The organism is Streptomyces sp. NPDC045287 (assembly GCF_056432325.1).
The window spans coordinates 86,416-106,617 of sequence record NZ_JBWKJG010000019.1 but is presented as its reverse complement, the minus strand read 5'-3'; the positions used below and the strand labels follow the sequence as shown (position 1 = coordinate 106,617).

At 70.4% G+C, this 20,202-nt stretch carries 15 protein-coding genes and 1 pseudogene; 8 read left to right on the top strand and 8 right to left on the bottom strand.

Going from position 1 to position 20,202, the window contains the following annotated elements; translation table 11 throughout:
* The first annotated feature begins 641 nt into the window (after nt 1-641).
* Nucleotides 642-1,061 (top strand): hypothetical protein, encoded by a 420-nt coding sequence (locus AC07D6_RS27490; protein WP_479048732.1) that lies wholly within the window; start codon nt 642-644, stop codon nt 1,059-1,061.
* A 668-nt stretch (nt 1,062-1,729) separates the two neighbouring features.
* Here AC07D6_RS27490 and AC07D6_RS27485 read toward each other — a convergent pair.
* The 5 genes and pseudogenes from AC07D6_RS27485 to AC07D6_RS27465 form a co-directional block, all read right to left on the bottom strand.
* Entirely contained in the window at nt 1,730-2,902 is a 1,173-nt protein-coding gene (locus AC07D6_RS27485) for an acyl-CoA dehydrogenase family protein (RefSeq protein WP_315876047.1), read from the bottom strand.
* 62 nt (nt 2,903-2,964) lie between these two features.
* Nucleotides 2,965-3,888, bottom strand: a complete 924-nt coding sequence (locus AC07D6_RS27480; protein ID WP_479048729.1) for an NAD(P)-dependent oxidoreductase — start codon at nt 3,886-3,888, stop codon at nt 2,965-2,967.
* A gap of 749 nt (nt 3,889-4,637) precedes the next feature.
* Entirely contained in the window at nt 4,638-5,549 is a 912-nt protein-coding gene (locus AC07D6_RS27475; RefSeq protein WP_479048728.1) for a hypothetical protein, read from the bottom strand.
* Between the two features lie 456 nt (nt 5,550-6,005).
* Nucleotides 6,006-6,476: pseudogene (locus tag AC07D6_RS27470) on the bottom strand (transposase); the annotation flags it as partial.
* A 285-nt stretch (nt 6,477-6,761) separates the two neighbouring features.
* Nucleotides 6,762-6,998, bottom strand: a complete 237-nt coding sequence (locus AC07D6_RS27465; RefSeq protein WP_479048725.1) for a biotin/lipoyl-containing protein — start codon at nt 6,996-6,998, stop codon at nt 6,762-6,764.
* 1,175 nt (nt 6,999-8,173) lie between these two features.
* Between AC07D6_RS27465 and AC07D6_RS27460 the strand changes: the two genes are divergently transcribed.
* Nucleotides 8,174-8,692: an RICIN domain-containing protein gene (locus AC07D6_RS27460; RefSeq protein WP_479048723.1), complete on the top strand. Its 519-nt coding sequence runs from the start codon at nt 8,174-8,176 to the stop codon at nt 8,690-8,692.
* Nucleotides 8,693-9,142: 450 nt separating this feature from the next.
* The gene (locus tag AC07D6_RS27455; RefSeq protein WP_479048720.1) at nt 9,143-9,712 is read left to right on the top strand and encodes a hypothetical protein; all 570 of its coding nucleotides are present in this window, start codon (nt 9,143-9,145) and stop codon (nt 9,710-9,712) included.
* 222 nt (nt 9,713-9,934) lie between these two features.
* Here AC07D6_RS27455 and AC07D6_RS27450 read toward each other — a convergent pair whose 3' ends face one another.
* Complete coding sequence (locus AC07D6_RS27450) at nt 9,935-10,519, bottom strand: hypothetical protein (protein WP_479048717.1); 585 nt, start codon at nt 10,517-10,519, stop codon at nt 9,935-9,937.
* Between the two features lie 216 nt (nt 10,520-10,735).
* Nucleotides 10,736-10,879 (bottom strand): hypothetical protein, encoded by a 144-nt coding sequence (locus AC07D6_RS27445; RefSeq protein ID WP_315876040.1) that lies wholly within the window; start codon nt 10,877-10,879, stop codon nt 10,736-10,738.
* 36 nt (nt 10,880-10,915) lie between these two features.
* Between AC07D6_RS27445 and AC07D6_RS27440 the strand changes: the two genes are divergently transcribed.
* From AC07D6_RS27440 to AC07D6_RS27430, 3 genes are all read left to right on the top strand, one after another.
* A complete protein-coding gene (locus tag AC07D6_RS27440; protein ID WP_479048713.1) occupies nt 10,916-11,206 on the top strand; it encodes a hypothetical protein in 291 nt (96 codons plus the stop codon).
* A 112-nt stretch (nt 11,207-11,318) separates the two neighbouring features.
* Nucleotides 11,319-12,002, top strand: coding sequence for an esterase/lipase family protein (locus AC07D6_RS27435; protein WP_479048711.1), 684 nt, complete (start codon nt 11,319-11,321; stop codon nt 12,000-12,002).
* Between the two features lie 865 nt (nt 12,003-12,867).
* Nucleotides 12,868-12,990 (top strand): hypothetical protein, encoded by a 123-nt coding sequence (locus AC07D6_RS27430; protein WP_479048709.1) that lies wholly within the window; start codon nt 12,868-12,870, stop codon nt 12,988-12,990.
* Between the two features lie 971 nt (nt 12,991-13,961).
* Here the strand turns inward: AC07D6_RS27430 and AC07D6_RS27425 are convergent.
* Nucleotides 13,962-14,318, bottom strand: a complete 357-nt coding sequence (locus AC07D6_RS27425) for a DUF805 domain-containing protein (protein ID WP_479048707.1) — start codon at nt 14,316-14,318, stop codon at nt 13,962-13,964.
* A gap of 1,022 nt (nt 14,319-15,340) precedes the next feature.
* On the opposite strand from AC07D6_RS27425, the gene AC07D6_RS27420 reads away from it, so the two are divergent.
* Both AC07D6_RS27420 and AC07D6_RS27415 read left to right on the top strand, forming a co-directional pair.
* Entirely contained in the window at nt 15,341-17,170 is a 1,830-nt protein-coding gene (locus AC07D6_RS27420) for a DNRLRE domain-containing protein (protein WP_479048705.1), read from the top strand.
* A 148-nt stretch (nt 17,171-17,318) separates the two neighbouring features.
* The gene (locus AC07D6_RS27415) at nt 17,319-20,186 is read left to right on the top strand and encodes a DNRLRE domain-containing protein (RefSeq protein ID WP_479048704.1); all 2,868 of its coding nucleotides are present in this window, start codon (nt 17,319-17,321) and stop codon (nt 20,184-20,186) included.
* The last annotated feature ends 16 nt before the right edge of the window (nt 20,187-20,202 follow it).

Here is a 20,202-nt window from a genome sequence, read left to right as displayed (position 1 = left end):
TCACGATGTGCTCTGATGTCGAATAAATGGTGGATGCTATTACTGACCCGCACCTGAAGGATTCGTTGGCGAGCCTGTCGGGGACGCCTGGAAAAGGTTGAAGTTGCCATGCGGGGATCAAGACCCGCAGGAGTGTCCAGCGGGCCGGTCCGGCACGCGAGGCTGAGGCCGGTGCGGCTTCATCCGTTCGCTGCAAGGCAATCCCCGCAGTCCCAGTCCTGATCAGTGTCCTGCGCGGTGGGCGTGGCCGGAAACGCTCCGCCCGGCGTGAGGGGGCCCGCACCGGCCGTCGCAGCGAGTGGGGTTCTGGGCGTGCTTCATTTCGCTCCTCGAAGAGAGCTGCAGACTTCCGGAGGAGTTGCCGGAAGGCACCACGAGCGTAGCGCGGACCGTGGCCCGCGCAATACCCATGACGCAGGCTTCCCGACGAAGGGATTGATCCACGCCTGTGATCCCCTTTCCGTCATGGGCAAGAAAGAGAGGAACGTATTTTCTCCTGGTGCGTCAGTGGCTGCCGGTGCATCTGTTGCATGCCGGTCTGCTTTTGACATCCCGTCCGGAGCGGGCGTCCGGAAAGCGCCTTACTGTGCCTCTGGAGCGAAGGTACAACGGCACTGGAAGATTCCCTCAAGGAGGAAAAAATGGACGAGGAAAACGCGGCGGCAGCCAATCGGCTCTTCTCTCACCTGACAGGGAAGATCGTGGAGCGTCGAGTCCTGAACGTGGACACCCCGTACGCCGTGATCGAAATCACCATGACCAACTCCGGAACCTTCGGCGGGCGACAGGCGAACGACCTGGTCACCTATGTGCAGAAGCAGCGGGCGGACGGCCTGTTCGACGGTACGGCCAAGGCTGTCGTCACCGGAACCGACGGTCAGAACCTCGCGGTGTGGACGGGCTACGGCGTGGGCCATTCCGACGGTCGCGGAGGCATCATCTGGGAGGGCGGGATCCTCGTGCGCAGCACCTTGGAGCAACTGAACGGCGTCGCTGCCTGCGGCTACTGCAGCGTCACCGGCGATGGCAAGGTCACCCAGCGCTTCTACCGAGTGCGCTGAGGCCGTCACCGAGGAACGGATGATCGGCGCTGTACCTCCCTGTCCGCCGTGCTCGGTACCTGCAGCGGCTGCTGCACGGCGGAAGGCGCGGACGGGCCGGGAGGGCGAGCCCTGTACGGGCCGGTCGATCCCACCGAGTTGTTCGTGCGGCACGGGGAAGGCGACGTGCGGTGGGGGTCGGCGTCGCGTGCCGGGCACTCGGATCCGGCCCCGGCGCCCTTTGAACTCGTTCCGCTTCGACGGACACGGTGGTTGTGTCGGTCAGGTCGCGAGGGCGGCTTCGTCATCGGTGGGGCTGCGACAGCCGGGGCTGCTGCGCGGACGGCGGACGTTGTACCAGCCCCGACCTACTCGAAGATCGCGGTGCGGGCCGTGGCCCTGCTGGACCAGACCCGGCCATCGGCCGGGGCGAGTCCGTGACCCGCGTCGCCCCGGGCCCGGTTGCTCCACGGCCGCACCGCGGCCCCGGTCAGATCGAAGTCCCGGACGACTCGACCGATCGAGCGGTCACCCCGCCGGCTCGACTCGACGGTCCCCGCCCTGGACTCGGACGTGAACGAGCGAGGACGTGGCTTCTCCTTCCCCATGCCCTCCACGGTGGACGTCCTTCCGGGGACTCGACCCCTGATCCCGAATGTCAGCCGAACCGAAGCACGCTCGGTCCCCTCTCAGATGAGGGGGGTGATGTTTTCGCTGATCCCGAGGAGCGCTCGGCCGTACAGTTCCTCGGTGACCGCGGAAACGACGAACGCGTGCCGGCCGGCCACGTTCACGTCCCGCCACATGCGCTGGAGCGGACTGGCGTCGGCGAACGCCGCCGCACCGTACACAGTCACCAGGGTGTTGACGGCCTCGACGGCGTGCTGCACCGCCCAGCCGGTGTCGGCGCGGGCGCGTGCGCGAGCGAGCCGGTCGGGATACCGGCCCTGTCGTGCGGCGTCGTCGATGTCCTGCGCGGCGCGACGGAGGTGCAGGTGCGCGGTGTCGATGCCCAGCGCGGCCCTGGCGATCTGGGCCTGGACAGCCGGGGAATCCGCCTGCGCGGCGTAGGACGTGTAGGTGACCGGTTTCGTCGCCGCCCGGTCCATGACGTACCGCAGAGCGGCGCGTGCCAGCCCCAGCGGTGCCCCGGCGAGGACGAGGGAGAGGACGGGTACGAACGCCGACCGGTACAGGGCTTCTTCTCCGTGCTCCGTGGGGTACCGGCCTTCGATGGCGTCCGGGACGGACAGGACCCGGTGGTCCGGCACCAGGACGTCCTGGGCCACGAGGGTGTTGCTGGCCGTGCCCCGCAGTCCCGCGACGAACCAGGTCTCCTCGATGTCGAAGTCGTCGCGGGGCATCAGGGCCAGGCCCTGACCGACCACGTTCTGTCCGTCATCGGTGATCGGGATACCGACCAGGGCCCACTGCGCGTGCCAGGAGCCCGAGTTGTAGGACCAGCGCCCTGAGACGCGCCAGCCTTCGCCGGTCCTGCGGCTGGTTGCGGTGGGACTGAGCACTCCGGTGACCCGGCTGTCCGGGTCCTCCCCGTACACCTCGTCCTGTGCCCGCGTCGGGAACAGACCGGTCATCCAGTTGCAGGCGCCGATCAGTCCGACGACCCAGGCCGTCGAGCCGTCCCCCTCGGCGAGGGCCGCCAGCACGTCCACCGTGGTGCGCAGGCCGCTCTCGTGGCCTCCGTAGCGTTTCGGGGTGGCCAGGCGGAACAGTCCGGCCTCGGTGACGGCGTCGATGACCGTGTCGGGTAGCCGCCTCTCCGCGTCGATCCGAGCTGCGTGTTCTCGCAGGAGCGGCTGGAGGGACACGGCCTTGGCGACGAGTTCGTCGGAGCGTTCCACGATCCGGTTCCTCCTTGGGACGTACGGGCGGGGCGGGCGCGGGAGCCGTCGCGCCCGGGTGATCACTCCGGCCGGTGGGCCGGGCCGGGTGCGCGGAGCTGTTCGATCAGTGAGGCGAAGCCGTCCCCGCGGTGTCCTGACCGGATCGCCGCCGCGGTCAGTTCCTCGTACAGCTTCACGAGACGGGTGTCGACGCCGCGTCGTTCACTGGCCTCCAGAAGGTGTGCGATGGCGCTCGCGTGGAGGTGCAGGGTGGAGTCGGTTCCCGGATAGACGCCTTGGTCCACCTGCGGGGCGTACAGGTGCAGCAGGCCGGAGACCTCTTCGAGCCAGCGCACGACAAGCGGGGTGAACTCCGTCGCGGTGGTCCCCTCCGAGCCCACCAGTGCCGCGCCGTGCAGCCACCCCGTCAGTGACGCCCACATGACATCGAGCAGGGCCGTCTCGAAGAGCGCGGCTCGTCCGGCGTCCGGGCCGAGGTCCTGGGGCTCGCCCAGCAGGCGCAGCACCGGCAGCGCCGCCTCCCATGCCCGGCGGGACCCGCTGTAGAGGAACAGCGTCTTCGGCCGGCCGACTCCGGCCGCCGTGGCCATCACCGCGCCGTCCAGGTAGGCCGCCTCCCGCTCGCCGGCCCAGTCGGCCATGGCACGGGCCTGTTCGGGCGACCCGGTGGTCAGGTTCACCAGGACGCGTCCCGCCAGCCGTTCGCCGGCAGTCCCCAGGACCTCTCGTACGGCCGGGTAGTCCAGGACGCTCACCAGCGTCACGTCCGGCGCCGGCCCGGCCAGCGCGTCCCCGATGCTCGCGGCCGTCCGGGCGCCCACCGCGGCCAGCGGCGCGACGCGTGCGGGGGAACGGTTCCACACCGTCACGCCGCAGCCACTGGACAGCAGGGCGCGTACCGCCGCGCTTCCCATCGTCCCCGCGCCGAGCACCGTCACGTTCGGCCGGTCGCCCTTGTTCGACAGTCGCCCAGAGCTTGTCATGTCGCCTCCACAATGGATCAACCGATGCTGCGCCGCGCACGGGACGCTCCCCGCCGGTGGTCAGACTGCGATGGAAAGATGGGCGTCCACGTCGATCACGGGCCCGGGGGCGCCGGAGCGTCCTCTCGGGCCGTGCCGATGCCGACGGCACCCGAAAACCGTTCGGCGTCGATCAGACGGAGATGGCCCCGGGCCGCGCCGGCTCCGGCACAGGGCGCCTGTCCGCCACACCCCGGTGTGACCCCGCGCGTGCAGCAGGAGAAGCAGCCCGCAGGCGACCGAACCGGTCGTCAGGAGCTGCTCCCGCTCGGGAACCCGGCGCCCTGGCCGCGGCACGAAGGCCAGGACAGCGCGCAGGGGGCGTGAAGCGTTGTGCGGTACGGGCGGTACGGGCGGACGCCCTCGTCGGCCAGGGCCTCGACGGGGGGTGGGGGGGGGTGCGTCGCCGCGTGCGAGGATCCACCGCCACGGCCGCAGCAGTCCGTGGCCGGGTGCCGCGGCGGCGATCCGCGGCAGGAAGGCGAACTCCTCGTCACTCGGGGTTGACTCGACCAGGCGTCGGGCGCTCCTTCGGCTGCTGATCGCGGTGATGACGTCCATGAGGGCCTCTCGGGGCGGTTGCCGGCTGGTGCGGTGCCAGGGGACGACGGGCCGTCGCTCCAGGGATCGGGCAAGTGGGGATGAGCCGTGGTCGGCCGTGGGCGGCCGGGCAAGGTGAGACCTCAGCGGCGTGGCGGGGATGCGCCGCTTCACCGAGCGGCCGACGCACGGAAACTGTCGGCGAGCGCGGACAGGAGGTCGGCGGGCCGTGCGTGCGGCAGTCGGCTTCCCGACAGTGCGGTGAGCCAGTCGTACCGCAGGGCGTCGGTGGCGGGGTGCAGGTAGCAGAAGCGGAGCATGTCCGATGCCTTCCAGGTCTCCGGTACGGGCATCACCGGCGTACTGTCCGGCCGGGGTGCCGTTCCTGTCTGGGCGTAGGTGCGTGCGTACTCATGGAAGCTGTCAAACATGCGAACGAACATGTCGAAGGTGTCGGCGACCAGGGTCGTTCCCGCTCGGTACTGCCGTTCGGTGAGCTCGACGGTCTCGAAGGCGTCCTCGGTCTCGACGTGCCCGGACTCCAGAGCCAGGTGATGGGGGCCGAGGTAGCGGTAGTCGAGACCGGTGGCCTCGCTCAGCCGGGCGGCGACCGGGGCGATGTGGCGGAAGAACACGTGGCCGCTCGCCTCGATGGCCTCGCTCTGGCAGAAACGCAGTACCGGGTCTCCGGCGTCCGCGCGGTGCAGGGCCGCGAAGCGGTGCAGCGTGTCGCGCAGCACGCGGGTCTGCGGCGCCCGAGTGATCCACCACAGGGCATCGGACGCGCTCCACCCCAGTCGCTCGTCCATTTCCAGGCGGCACCAGTCCTCCAGATACAGGGCCGCGTGGTTCCTGTCCTCCTCGGTGTGAACGTTGATGGACCGCTGCAGGGGGGTCGAGGGTTCAGGGAAGGGCAGGACCCAGCGGTTGAGGTCCCGGAAGACCAAGACGAAAGGAGCGAGGATCGGCAGGATTTCCAGACGGTTTCGTTCGGAGATCCGCTCGTCGGACAGCCAATCACACAAGGGGTGACGTTCGAGCGCACGCTGACGTTCATCGCGAAAATCCATGATCCGTCGCATATCCACTCCTCCGGGTTGATCGAGATTCCCCTGTCATCCGACCGATCACCCGCGAATTGATCCACTTACTTGTGGTCGGGTTCATTCCGGATGCCCAGGTACCGATCAGTCAGAGCCCTTCACGCGGAAGTGTGGTGCCCGTGCCCACCCGTGAGAAGAGTATTTTTCGGTCACGCGTCAGGCAGGTGAAAGATCCTCCACGGGAGGAACGAGGTGCAAATGATCCTCCCCATGCGTGTGAACCGTGCCAGAATCGGTGGTCCTTTTCGGGGCACCCAACGATCAAGTGAGGGTCCAGGAAGTGCAACGAGCGGGGCCCAGAGTCGTTAATCGCGGCTTCTGCCGATCAATCACACCGTCCGGTGGCCCCGTTGGTCATCTCTCCAGCGGAACTGGACCCGCCCCATGCGCTCGCTGGAGACGGGGAAAAGAGTGTCACCATGGACGAGATCGCGACCGTCGTCGCGGAACGTCGTGGACGGCCCCGGGCAAGGCCGGTGGGGCCCACAGCAGCCGGCCGGAGGGGTCGGCGAGGACCTGCACGCCCATCCCGTGCCTCTTGTGCTTCCCCGGCGAGAGGGGCCCGTTCGCGGCGGTCCGGTCGATCGGCAGCAGAGCCCCCTCCAGCAGCACGAACGCCTTCGACGATGCTGTCCGGACCGCCTCCGCGAGACTCGGCGCGAGAGCGGCCAGGGCCTCGACGGCCTTGGTGACGTACCGGTGTGCGGTCGTGGTCCCGATGCCGGATCCGGCCACGAGATGAGCCTGCGGATGGCCGTTGCGGAGATGGGCACGAGCGGGCAGGACCTGCCGACCGACACTCGGGCGCCGCCGGCGGATGCCGAGCCCTCGGCATCGCTGACGGAACTTGGCGGACAGGAAGCGCAGGGCGCAGCCGGGCACGTCGGCGCCCGAGGGGGTGGACAAACACACGAAACCTCTGAGGAGACGGATTTCTTGGTCGAAAACCCATCCACCAGAGGCTTTACCTGTTGTCAGCTCAATTGCCCCTCCCACCCGACGGGTCGGAAAGAGCTCGGTAACGCTAAGCCGATCTCCGCAGGGAGCAGCCCTCCGTCAGTGCCTCTCAGAACGTCCTCGCGACCGGTCGTTTCTGCGACGCGCGAACCGGAACAACTGCCACCGTCACCCTTTGTTCCATCGGACCCCGACGCTGTTGCCCACGTGTGAGCGAAGGGTGGCCTGGAATGCTCATGTGTCGATGACCGCGACGAGCGCCCCTACCTCGACCGTCTCCCCAACTTCCGCCACCACTGCCGCAAGGTATCCGTCCACGGGGACGTATAGGCACATGGTCGCCTTGCTGGTCGAGATCTCGACCAACGGTTCGCCCTTGGTCACCTGATCGCCCGGGCGCTTGAGCCACTCGTCAATGGTGACTTCGGTCAGACCTTCCCCCAGCGGTGGGACGGAGACGTTGGTCGGCATCTCGACTCCTCGGTGTCACGACATCTTATTGATCACATCTCGCGCCCCTTGTTCAGGAGCTTCCAGATGGCCGGGGTGGGCGGTCGGATCCGGCGCGCTGTGCTTCTCACTGTGCACGGTCATTGGCCCGTACCTGCGCAGTACACGCCGGGCGCCCCGGCCGGTGCGGGGTGAGCCTGGGGAGCATGGTGTGGCCGGAGGGACTGGGCCAGAGGGAGCGACCGGGTGCTGCGGTGGACGGATGTGCAGCGGCGGTAGGGTGCCGGGGCGGCGGACACGGTGGTGCGCTCCGGGGAGCAGAAGCCGTTGCAGGTGGGGGCGCGGCGCTGTGTCCCCGCGAGCGCCCAGTGCCGACGCCCGGGACCCGGCGTACCGCTACGGCGCGTGGACCGCGGGAGGGGCGCCAGGGTGTCGGCGAGTCGGCGGACGGTCACTGATCCGGTCTCGGGTGGCCCTCCTCCTGCCAGGCCCGGCAGGCGGCATCCGTATCGCCCTCGGTCGCAGCCGACACGTCCTCCTTCGCGCTGTGTTCGTCCACCGGGACGCCGCAGGTGCTCGTGTCCTCGACGCCCCGCCACCCACCACGGCGGCCCGACCGCCCGCCGTCTCGCCCACCAGTTGTCCACGAGCCTGACCCACACCCTGAACAGGGCCGCGGCCTCCACCCGCCCCCGGCCCTCCGCCAACGCGGACACCGCCGGCAGACGCACAGCCTCCGGCGCGTCCAGCGACCACGTCCGAGTCTCCCCACCAGACCACTCACGCACAGCCGACGAGCGTGGACCCGAAGCGTTTCGGAGCAATATCGAATGCGATCACCCTTCGGTGTAGCCGTGAAAGCGCATACGGTTTCCTTGCTCTGTGCACCCGGGAAGTGGGGTAGGCGGGCAACTGGGGCTTGCGAGACGTGGGTTGCGCATCACTGTGCTCAGCCGAAGCCACCGTCCTCTCTTTCCTCTCAAGCAGCAGGCTTGCGTTGTCGCCGCGCAATCCCTTTGCCGGCCGACGGGTGAATCGAGTGCGCCGTGACGGCCTATTAAAATCACACAACTGTCCGATAAAGGTATGATGAGGTCATATTACTAATACTTGCTTTCTATATTATTTTCCTCTTCTGTCGTACAACGGTGACAGTTCGGTTCGCCCCAAAGCGCAACTCGACAAGGGAGATCACCGTGAAGGTATCCGCGCGAGCATTCACCGCCCGCCTGTCCGTCCTCGCGCTCAGCGGGATGATGCTGGCCGCCGGCTCGGCCGCACCTGCGAGCGCCGCCCCGCTCAGCGCCAAGCTGGAGGCTCACCACAGCGGCAGGTGCCTGGATGTCGCGGCCGCGAGCACGGCCAATGGAGCATTCGTCCAGCAGTGGGGGTGCTACGACACGCCCAACCAGAACTGGACCCTCACCTGGCTGGGCAACGGCTACTACAAAATGATCGCCCAGCACAGCAACAAGTGCCTGGACGTGGCGGCCGCGAGCATCGCCGACGGGGGGACGGTCAACCAGTGGGAGTGCTACAACACACCCAACCAGGAGTGGAAGCTCGTCCAGCGCCCCAACGGCTACTTCACCCTGGTCGCCCGGCACAGCGGCAAGTGCCTGGAGGTCAGGGGAGGGAACATCTACAACGGAGCCGGTGTGGTCCAGCAGACGTGCGCCGCCGATCGGCCGTACCAGGAGTGGAACCTCCTGTGAACCGCCGGCAGTGAACACGCGCCGCGCGATGGAACCGTCCCGCAGGCCGGGCGCGGACCTCGCGCGGCGACAGGCCTTGACCCTGGATGTCGGACACACGGGACACTGGATCTGAGGATCTGAGAACGGACACCTCGTGGTCATGCCGTGCCGGGTGGGGGCAAGGGGTACGTGTACCGCTATGAGCAGGCTCTGCTGGGCGGACGTAGTGGAGCGGGCCGCCGTCATCGTGACCGGCCACGACGCGGTCGGCGGCTGCACCCTGCGCCAGGTCTACCACCGGCCGGTCCCGGAGGCCGTGATCCCGCACACCGCGCCGGCCTACCGGCGCCTGCCCGCGCTTCTTGCGCAGGCCCGCCGCCGGGAGGGGTTTCCCCGATCGATCGACCCGCTGCGCGAGGTCCACGTCCCGTCGACCCGGCCGGACGCCGACGCCCTCCTCCAGCAGAGGTGCCCGCCTGGTTCTGCCTGGACCGCACCGCCGGGCAGGCCACGGCCGTGTACGTGGCCTGTGAGAAGGACACCCTGCGCGCCCAGTTCACCGGCTGGCTGGAGAAGACCGGGGTCCCCGTGCTGGTCGTACGGGGGTTCGGCAGTCAGGGCTACGTCCAGGTCGTCAAGGAGCGCACCGCCCGCGACCGGAGCCCGGCCGTGCTGCTCTACGTCGGGGACTTCGACGCCTCCGGCGCCGACATCGAGCGCGACTGGGTGGCGCGTACCGCCTGCTGGGCCTCGGTGGAACGCGTGCTGCTCACCCACGAGCAGGTCCGCGAGCACCAGCTGCCGCCGGCGGTGGGGAAGGTGGTGATCCCCGCTGGCCGGCGTTCGCCCGCCGGTACCGGCTCGATGCGGCCCGTCCTGTGCAGTGGGAGGTCGAAGCACTCGATCCGGCCGAGCTCCAGCGCCTGGTCGCCGTCGCCCCGTACATCGACAACGCGGTCCTCGACGCCCGCCTCGCCGACGAGACGCGCCAGCGCGCGCGGCTGCGCGCGGTCCTCGACGAGGCGCGCCGCCGGCTGACGGGCGAGGGCCCGGCGGACGGCGCCGGCACGTGATCGTCCCGGTTCCCCGCCTGCCCGTGCCGTCGCGGGCCCGCCCCGCGCGGTCCCGGGCGGCTTCGGCGGCCCCGCACCGCCGCTCGCCGGCTCTGCTGCTCCCCGTCGACGTGCCGCGTACTGCTGCTGGTAGGGGAGTTGTTCGACATTGCCCGGAGTTGTTCGGCCGAGTTCGAGGGCCGGGGGCTCATGACGTTGCCGCGTCCCGCTGCGCCCTCTCGTCCCGGAGCCACTTGCGCGGACTGATCCCCGCCGGGCGCTCGCTCTCCCACCGCACTTCGTCCGCGGCCCGCTCGGCATGGGCGCCCGCGTGCTCGGTGGCCAGACGGGCGTACGCGAGGGCCTTGGCCACGGTCGACAGGACGGTGGCGGCGAAGCGCGGGTCGTGCTGGTCTGCGACCGCCACGGTGAACGTGTCAGGGAACACCGTCTCTGCCCGGGAGTTGGTCATTTCCCACTCGACGTGCCCGATGCCGTCGACCGCGACGGTCTGGGGGACGAGGAGGGTGGCGTGGGCGCGGACTTCCCGGTACAGGACGGGGCTGTCCGGGTCGTCGCGGTCGAGGTGGTCCTCGTGGCCGACGGACATCTGTACCTCGTAGCCGGCCCAGAGGAAGCGGGCGGTGCGCTGCGGGGTGAGCCGTACGTCGGCGAGGGCCGCGCCGAACTTCGACGGGTCGGTCTGCCGCAGGCCGGGGTGTGCCGCGGCGAGCGCGGCCAGGGTCTGGTCGAGGGGGCTGGGCGAGCTGGGTGGGGCGGTGTCTTCGGGCACGGCGGCCCTCCTGGGCTGCGAGGGGACGGGGTATGCGTCCAGGCCCGCACCGGTGGCCGGTGCGGTTCGCCTGGTGACGCCGTCCCCGCGCGCGGGGCAGAAGGTCGGGGCTGCCCGGCTGCGACCAGGGTGACAGGCGAACTCCCTGCGGGACGGCCCTTCTCCACTTCCACCGGACTGCACGCACCCCGGCGCCGTGCGGCGGCGCGCCTGGTCTCAGGGGTCGAGCCAGTGCCGCTCGACGATGAAGCTGTCTCCCGCGTAGCGGTGCCACAGCCGGGGGCCAACGCCGGGCCAGGCGGGGATGCCGGGCGCGGGCAGCGGCGGGCGGCCGGTCCGTGCTGCGTCGTCGGCCAGCATCCGGGCGAAGCCGGCCTGGTACTCCTCGTCGCCCCGGTGCCCGCGTTCGACGTCGGCGAGGACCTGCCGCAGGGGGTGGGCGCGTACCTCGATCCGACCGCGGTGGGTGGTGTGGGCGGTGTGGGTGAGGATCTCGGCCCAGGATCAGACGTCCAGCCCGCGCGCGAGCGCGACGCGGTCCATGTCGAGGGCGTGCCACAGCACGGCCCGCGGCTCGCTGCCGCCGACCTCGAACAGCCGGGCCCGGCGGTCGGATTCGTCGCGGACTTCCAGATGTACCTGGCCGCCGATCTCAACGGCGGAGGCCAGGCGGGCACGGCGCAGTAGAGCCGAGGCTTCGAACCGTTGTCACGTCGCTGCGGTGAATTCCTGCCGCCGGGTGGGTGAGCGGTTGGGGTAAACGGTGCCGCCGCCGTCGCCGGCACGCTAGAAACCGTGAGTGATCAGGAATCTGCCGCGGAGCTTGACTCCGCTCCTCCTCGCGTTCGCGGCCCTTCTTCCCGCCCCCGCGGCCGCGGCCGGCGGTCAGCGGCAAGCCGTCCGCCCCGACCCGATCGTCTTCGTCCACGGGTGGAACTCCGATGGTTCTACCTGGCGGGCCATGGCCGACCGATTCCGGGCTGACGGCTGGCCGGCCGGCCATCTCGATGCGTGGACGTACAACGCCACACAGTCCAACACCACCACCGCCGCACAGCTCGCCGACGAGATCGAGCGCGTCCTGGCCACCACCGGTGCCACCAAGGTCGATGTCGTCACCCACTCGATGGGCGCCCTGTCCTCCCGCTACTACCTCAAGAACCTCGGCGGCGCCAGCAAGGTCGACGCGTGGGTCTCCCTGGCCGGGCCCAATCACGGTACGGAGACCGCCCGTTGGTGCGGCGGTGCCCCTTGTGTCGAGATGCGGCCGGGATCTGTCTTCCTCAACGCCCTCAACTCCGGTGACGAAACCCCCGGCTCCCCCCGCTACGCCACCTGGCGCTCGCCCTGCGACAACGTCATCAACCCCACGAGCAGCGTGGCGCTCACCGGAGCCGTCAACACCACCACCGCCTGCCTCGACCACAGCGGGTTGCGCACCGACCAGACGGTCTACAACCAGGTCAAGGCGCACATTCGGTAGCCACCGAGGGCACTGCCACGTTGGTCGTCCTCCCACGCGTCCGTGGAGATCGACCGCACCATGTCCTGCGCCCTCCTGCTTGCCAAGCTGGAGCGCTACGACGCCTACCGCGACGCACCCGCCTCCGGCCACGGGCTGCGGCGCACGTTCGCCGGTACCGCCGGTGACGGGCGGTACCGCTCGGCGGGACGGTTCTCGACGTCGCGGTGCCGCCGGGCGGGATGTCGTGGCCGGGGTGGGGGTTCGTGCTCCGGCTGCGGCGTAGGCAGCTCTCCTGGGCGCCACCAACCCGGGGGAGCCATGCGGTGTGACATCGACCGCCCCGGCCGGCGGCATGCCGAATTGGACCTCGACCCACTCCGCCGCACGGATCCACCCGAGCTTGACCATCCAGTCGAAGCCCACCCTCCTCACGCGCAGCGGGTCGCGGCCTGGTCGGGTCCGAGCGGGGTGTCGGCGGCGAAGAGCTCGGCCAGGTCCTCCCGCGCGCAGAGCTCGACGACCTGCCCGGGGCGGTGGCGCCCCCGTCCGGGTTCGCGCTCAGGTCGACCAGCAGCCCGCGGTCGACGAACCGGCGCACCACGAACGACGTCACGCTGGCTTTCTGCCGGAACGCGTTCGGGGTGCCCGGCGCCGCCCCGCTCCGGCCGGCCCGTCCCGGTCGCCGTCCGGCCGCGCGACGATCGGCACACCGAGGCGTAACGGCTGACGCCGGGCGTCCTCGCCGTTCAGCAGCTGTTTCTGGCCCCCGGCAGGGGGGAGGGGGACGTACTCTGATGCCGTGAGGAGACGGCGTGGGTGGTCTGTGATCGGCTCGTGGGTTGCGTGGTGGGCGGCTGTCACCGCTGCTTTTTCGATCTTGGGGATGGTGTTCGACCAGCCGACGAGCCTCGCGGGCTGCGCGGTGAGTGCTGTGCTGGTGATCGTCGTGGGCGAAGCCGGTGATCGACTGCGTCGGCGCTTCTTCCCCCGTCGGGAGATGGGCTGACGGATCGGCTGGTCGGCGTCGGTTTCCACGTGGCGCCCTCCCTGATCGCCCGCATCACCTGACCGACCGCCAAGGAGAACCGCCCGCGGTCACCCCGCCCGCCCCCGCCGCCGACATCCGCGACCAGCACATCGCCGACCTGCGCGCCGCGCTCCGGCGCACCCCCTGCTCGCCTTCATCGCCGGACGGCAGGCGGCCACCGATCCCGGGCAGACGGAACTGCTGTTGGCGGCCGTCGACGACCTGACGAACACCCTGGACCGCACCACTCCGTGAGCGACGCCCTCCTTGAGGACGGGCCTGTCGTCGGCGCCTGCCCTGGAACGCTGAGGGTCACCCTTTCGACGATGACGTGGAGCGAGCAGATGACGGTCCTGCCCTCACCGGAGGAGAGCGAGGCCGCCCGCACGTCCGCCGGGGGCTGGAACCGCGACCAGCTCGCCGCCCGGAGTGTTCCCTGGACCCCCTGCCCGAGAGCTGGAAGGACGAGCTGCACAAGCGCTGGAAGGCCGCCCACCAGGACGGCACACCACCGCCCCTCCCGCCTGGCCCGGCGACCGCCCCGGCCTCCGGCCACGCGACGAGCTCGTCCGTCCGCTCGGACGGATTGCCGGACCATCCCGTTGATGACCTGCCGGACCTCCACGCGAGGCTGCCCCGTCGTGGCCCGGGGTATCAGTGGAGCAAGTAACTCACCCTTCTGATCGGTGAGTTCGTGACGACATACCACGGCGCCATGACCCACCACCCGGACGATCTTTGAAGACGGACCCTGGGGAAACCGGAATGCACCAGCGGTTGCTGCGGTTTCCCGTCCGTCGTCGTACAGCGGATCGGGGAGATCTGCAGTGGTCGAGCCGGGTGATTCCGTGGGAGGCCTCGCACATCCGGATGCCCGCCGGCGTTGCCGGACGTGCCGGAGCCGGGCGCCGTCGAGGGCACCCGGCTCCAGTCCGCGCAGGGGCGATGTCTCAGGCGGCGGGCGCGAAGTGCGGGTTGACGCCCCACTGGTTCGCCTTGGTCTCGCCCTCGGAGACGAGGAAGACCAGCAGGACGATGCCACCGACGAAGGGGACCATCGAGATGAGCGACCACCATCCGGAACGTCCGGTGTCGTGCAGGCGGCGGATCGTGACGGCGAGCGTCGGCAGGAACACCGCCGAGCAGTAGAGGAGGTAGAGAACCGAGTACGTGCCGATCACCAGGTCGACACCGATCAGCAGGAGGGTGAGGGCGAAGTTGACGAGGGTGAACATCCAGTACTCCTTGCGGCGCGCACGCCCGCTGAAGCCCGCGTAGTTCTTGAGTACTGCCAGGTACCAGTTCACTGGGTTCCTTCCACCGCCCTTACCAAGGGTGTGTTGATATTCGGCCAAGTGATCGGGAACTTAAAGGGCGTGTAAGTGTCCGTCAAGCTAATGAGGATCAGCGGAGAAACCTACGCCAACCTGCGATCTAACCGTTCCCATACCGATGTCTGAACGCGGACACGACCACGACACCGAGGGCCACACCGACATAAATCAGCCAGACGGTCGCGTAGGGGCGACGGGGTCGGCCCAGGGTGGGGCCCGAGGGCCGTACGGCCGCCCGGCCCGGCTGGTGGTACGGGCCCGGCCGACCCCCTCCGGGGTGCGGACGCGGGGCGCCGAGGCGGGGGTGCGGGCGCGGGTCGGCGTGGTGACAGGAGGCGGAGTAGCGGCGCGGCACCCCCCGAGGAGGGGCGCGAGGGGAGTGCGGATGCTCTGGCTTGAACGCGGTCAACCGAACGCGTTCAGGAAGGAGCCTGGTGGGGGAGCGCCAGAAGGTGTCCACCGGGCAACCTGACGTCGGCCGGAACGGCACACACCCCGGCAGGGGACTTCACGACTCCCTCCCGGGCCACCGGACGCAGTGGCACGCTCCGGCGTCCGCGCGGTCTTCTGCCGCAGGGTCCCGGGGAGTCGTTCACTTTTCCGGCCGTCGCTTTCGTGACGCCGTCTCGGTGGCCGCTACTCCGCTTTGGCCGGGAAGCGGTGCCGTCCCGGCGGCGCGCCCCTGCCCCGTCGGTCTGGGCTCCGTCTTCCCTCCCCGCATGCGGCACCGGGCGCGAGGTCCGACATCGGTGGTGTCCGGTTCCTTTCCGCGCGCGGTTTTCCGCTTCGCGACGACCCCGGTCCTGTGATTTCCGTCACCGTTGACCTCTCGGTGTGGACATCCCATATTTGGCGGGCTTGTGGACGTAACACGTGGGGACCGAGGTGAAGTTGTGCATGGGAGGAGGAGAAACCTCGCCTTCCCCGTACGGAGACGACGTCCGGTGCCCGCGCTGCCTTTGCCGACCGACTTCGTGAACGGAGCAGGGATTTCCTTGAGCACGAGTAGGAAGAAGTGGCGCGTCCCGGGCCCTTGGGCCGGGACGGCACGTCCGTGGGTCGCGCTGTGCACCGCCGCGGTGGCCCCCGGGCTTCTGCTGTCGACGCTGGCCGCGGGACCGGCCGCCGCCGGGCCGGTGACCGCCCGCGACACGGCGGACAGGGCGCTGGCGGCGGCAGCGGAACGGGCGAGGAGGACGCACGACACCGTTCCGGTTCCGGAGAGGACCACGGAGTCCTCCACCTCCGCCGTGACTCCGAAGGGGGAGGTCGTCACCGAGCTCTCCGCCGGTCCCGTCCGGCTCCGCGGACCCGACGGCGGCTGGCGGGACATCGACACCCGCCTGAACCTCTCGGGCGGGGTGCTGCGGCCCGAGGCGGTCGGGACGGACGTGCGGTTCTCGGCCGGGGGCGACTTCTCCTTCGCGCGGCTGCGGACCTCACCCGGCAGCGAACTGGAGTTCGGGTGGCCGAGCAGGCTGCCCGAACCCCGCGTGCGGGGTCACCGGGCGACGTACGAGCGCGCGGCGGGCGGAACGGGCGACCTGGTCGTCACCGCCCTGCCGTCGGGCGTGCGCTTCGAGGTGGTGCTGCGCGCCAGGCCGACCGGTCCGCTCAAGCTGGAGATCCCCCTCGACGCCGCAGGACGGATCGACCGGCGGGCGGACGGAGGGCTGGGGCTGACCGACGGGTCCGGGAGCCGGGTGACCATCTCGCCCACCGCGTCCATGCGGGCGCAGCCCGCCACCCGGCCGGGGAAGGCCGACGGCTTCGTACGCGCCGGGGAGGGCACCGCACGCGAGGGCGCCGTCGCCGTCCGCTACGAGCCCGGCGGGAACGCCAGGACCTCGGCGAACGCTTCCGGCGGAGCGGGCGGAACCCTCGTACTGGAGCCCGACCGGGCGTTCCTCGACGATCCGGCCACCGTCTATCCGGTCACGGTGGCCCCGACCGTGACGACGCCCGTGGAAGCCGACACCGACGTCAACTCGGTCTTCGACTGGAACAACGTCGGGGGCCAGTACCTGAAGGCGGGCACGGAGGCCGACGGGGAGAAGTCCCGCACCTACCTGAAGTTCGGCCTCGACGGCCTGCCGCCGGCGACCGCCGCCGAACTCAGGGTACCCAACGTCGACGCCCCGGCGTGCGGCGCGAAGGTGGGCGCCGGCATCCAGGTCCGCCGCGTCACGAGCACGTGGGACCCGGCCACCCAGACCTGGGCGCGCCAGCCCACGAGTACCACGCAGGACGCCGCGCTGAGCACCGAGGGCTCCACGGACGGGACCTGCGGCACCGGACTCATGACCTGGAACGTCACGGGAATCGTCGGCAAGTGGCTCAGCGGCGCCGCCCCCAACCACGGCCTGGTGCTGCAGTCGCCCACCGAGACCGCCTCGGCCAACTACCGGGTGTTCACCTCGGCGGAAAACACCGAGGCCGGCAGCGTCCCCACACTGGTCGTCACGACCGCGCTGCCCGCGGGCACCTGCGTCGGCAGCGGGTGCACGGGGATCGAGCCGAGCGGAACGACCTGCGCCTCGGACGCGTACACCGTGAAGTCGGTCCCCGCGCAGGGACGCACGATCGAGCTGCGCTACAGCCCGTCCTGCCGCGCCGCGTGGGGCAGGATCCTCGGTGCCTCCGTGGGTGACTACGTCGGCGTGCGCAACTCCGCCGGCGCCTACTACGAGGACAGGGTGAACACCGGCACCGACCAGCACACGGTGATGGTCGGCAACGACGGTCTCACCTCGTGGGCCTGCGGCTGGCGCGACACCGTGCTCCTCGACTGCACCTCCGGACACACACCGGCCGCCGGTGCCTGACCGGTCCAGGAGCTGACGAGCGGCCGGCCCCGGGGGCCTGGAGCGTGCGGGAGGCGCCGTCCGGTCCTCGGAGGTACGACAACCACGACACCACGAACTTCGGCACGGGTCCGGCGAGGCGTCCGGGCCTGCCGAGAGGGGGGAGCACATGCACGTCACACATCACCTGGTGCCCGACAGACGGCCCGCCCGCCGGAGAACCGCGCTGCGACGGCTCGCGGTGCCGCTGTCGGCGCTGCTCGCCGTGGCGGGCGGCTGGCCGATGGCCTCGGCCGCCCCGGCGGCGCAGCCCCCGGCGAACCAGCGGCCGTCACCACACACCGCGGACGACGGCGCCCTCTCACAGGGGTCACCGGCCGCGAGTGCGGCGGCCGCTGGTCAGCAGCGGCGGGTCGAGGTACCCGGCGCGCGTACGGAGAACACCACCACATGGGCCAATCCGGACGGCACCGTGTCGGTCGAGACCCATGCCGGACCCGTGCGGTTCAGGAAGGGCGGCAAGTGGGTCGACATCGATCCCACCCTGCGGCGGGCCGCCGACGGGTCGGTACGCGCGGTCGCACACCCCCATGGCCTCAGGATCGCCGGGCGGACCGGTGAGGGGGGCGGCGACCTGCTGACCCTGGGCGGCGGCGGGCGGACCGTCACGCTCGGCTGGAAGGGACCGCTGCCGGAGCCGGTGCTCAGCGGCCACCGGGCCACCTACGCGAACGTGCTCCCGGCGACCGACCTGGTCGTGGAGGCGACGCGCACCGGCTTCGAACAGTATCTGGTGGTCAAGGACCGCTCCGCGGCGGACGAGGTGGAGAGCTTCACGCTGCCGCTGCGGACCGAGGGCCTCACCACCACCCGCAACTCCGACGGCTCCCTGTCGTTCACCGACCCCTCGACGAAGAAGGCCGTCGGCAGACTGCCGGCGCCTGTCATGTGGGAGGCCGGCCGGCAGAAGCGCGGCGGGCAGGACGGCCGCCGCACCGCCGTCGGCATGACCCTGGAGCGGGAAGACGGGCGTCTCGGGCTGCGCCTCACCCCGGACCGCGACTTCCTCGCCTCCCCCGACACCAGGTACCCGGTGACCATCGACCCCGCCGTGTTCCTGAGCCCCCATGTCGACACCACCGTCGTCAGAGGCAGTCAGGAGGACTTCTCCGGAGCGGTGGGACTGCGGGTCGGCCGCGAGTCCGGCAAGGAGGCGGCGCGCTCCTTCGTGCAGTTCCCCAGGACACCCGGGATGACGGGCGGTGCGGTCCTCGACGCGCAGCTCAGCCTCTTCCCCCTGTCGTCCGCACAGTGCGCCCCCAGGTCCTGGGAGGTCTGGGACACCGGCACCGTCTCGTCGGCGACCCGCTGGGGCACGCAGCCCGCGTGGCGGACGAAGGCGGCCACCTCGACGCTCACGTCCGGAGCGTCCGCCGACTGCCCGGCGCGGGAAGTGACGCTCGACGTCACCTCGCTGGTCTCCCAGTGGGCAGCCGTCGACCGCGCGACCGACACGCTGGGCCTGCGCGCCACCGACGAGAACGACACCAGCGCCTTCAAGGTCTTCGCCTCGGGCGACAACGTGTCGAACGTCCCCGCGCTGCTGGTCACCTACCGGCCCACCTCCGACCCCGCCACGGACCACGTGCAGTACTGGAACGACGTACTGCTCAGCGCCTACCGGACGGCCGGCGGCGCGCCCGGCCCGCTCGCCCGCGCCGGAGCGATGATGCACGGCGCCGTCTACGACGCGGCCAACTCCATCAGGTGCTCCGAGGGTGAGACCCGGTGCCTGGGCCGGCCGTACCTGGTGAAGACGACCGCACCGGCGGACGCCGACATCAACAGCGCCATCGACCAGGCCGCGTACCTCGTGCTGGAAGCGGTCTTCCCGAACATGGACTTCGCACGGCAGCTCGCCGCCGCCGGCGAGAGCATCCCGCAGACCGTGACCGGAACGCAGCGCCGTGCCGGATCCTCCGTGGGCCACCAGGCGGCCAGGGCCATGGTGGACGCCCGTGCCGCGGACGGTTCCCAGACCTCGACCCCCTACCCGGGGAGTTCCTCCCCGGGCAACTGGCGGCCCACAGACGCCAACCCGGCCGCCACGCCGGCCTGGGGGCTGGTCAGGCCGTTCGGTCTGACGTCCGGCTCGCAGTTCCGGCAGCGGAGGCTCACCGACTACGGCTCCATGGAGGCCCTTCTCCGGAGTTCCGACTACAGCAACCAGGTCAACGAGGTCCGCGATCTCGGCGGGGTCGAGTCCCCGCTCAGGACCGCCGACCAGACGCAGGCGGCCTTCTTCTGGGCGAACGACGTGGACGGCACCTACAAGCCACCGGGCCAGCTCTTCGAACTGACGCAGACGGTGTCCCGCCAGCACCGGTTGACCGTCGACGCCAACGCCAAGCTCTTCGCGCTCGTCGCCTTCGCCATGGCGGACGCGGGCATCGCGGCCTGGGACTCCAAGTACCAGACGAACATCGACCTGTGGCGGCCCGAGTCCGCGATCCGGCTCGACGGCGACGGCAACCCCCTGACCTCGGCCGACCCGGAGTGGCAGCCGCTGTCACGCAACCGGGAAGGACAGCACTTCTCCCCGCCCTTCCCCGCCCACGTCTCCGGGCACGCCACCTTCGGCGCGGCCTGGGCCAGGACGATGGAGCGGTGGTTCGGCACCGACGACATCGGTTTCACGGCCGGCACGGAGGACTTCGACGCCCTCGGGGTCACCCGTACCTTCACCAGCTTCTCCGACGCCGCGCAGGAGAACGCCAGAAGCCGCATCTGGCTCGGTGTGCACTACTCCTGGGACGGCACGGACGGCATCACGGTCGGCAACAGCGTCGCCGACCACATCAGCAGCAACTCCGTCGGGCCCAACAGCTCGGACCTCTGGAAGGAGTACGAACTGCTGCACAACCTTTCGGGCTGTCAGGCCACCGGCAGACAGCTGGTGGCCGAGCACCGCTGGTCCGCCTACGAGTGCCGCCGAGCCTCCACCACCAATGACGATCACCGCCTCTACGTCAAGTGACACCGGGGCCGACATG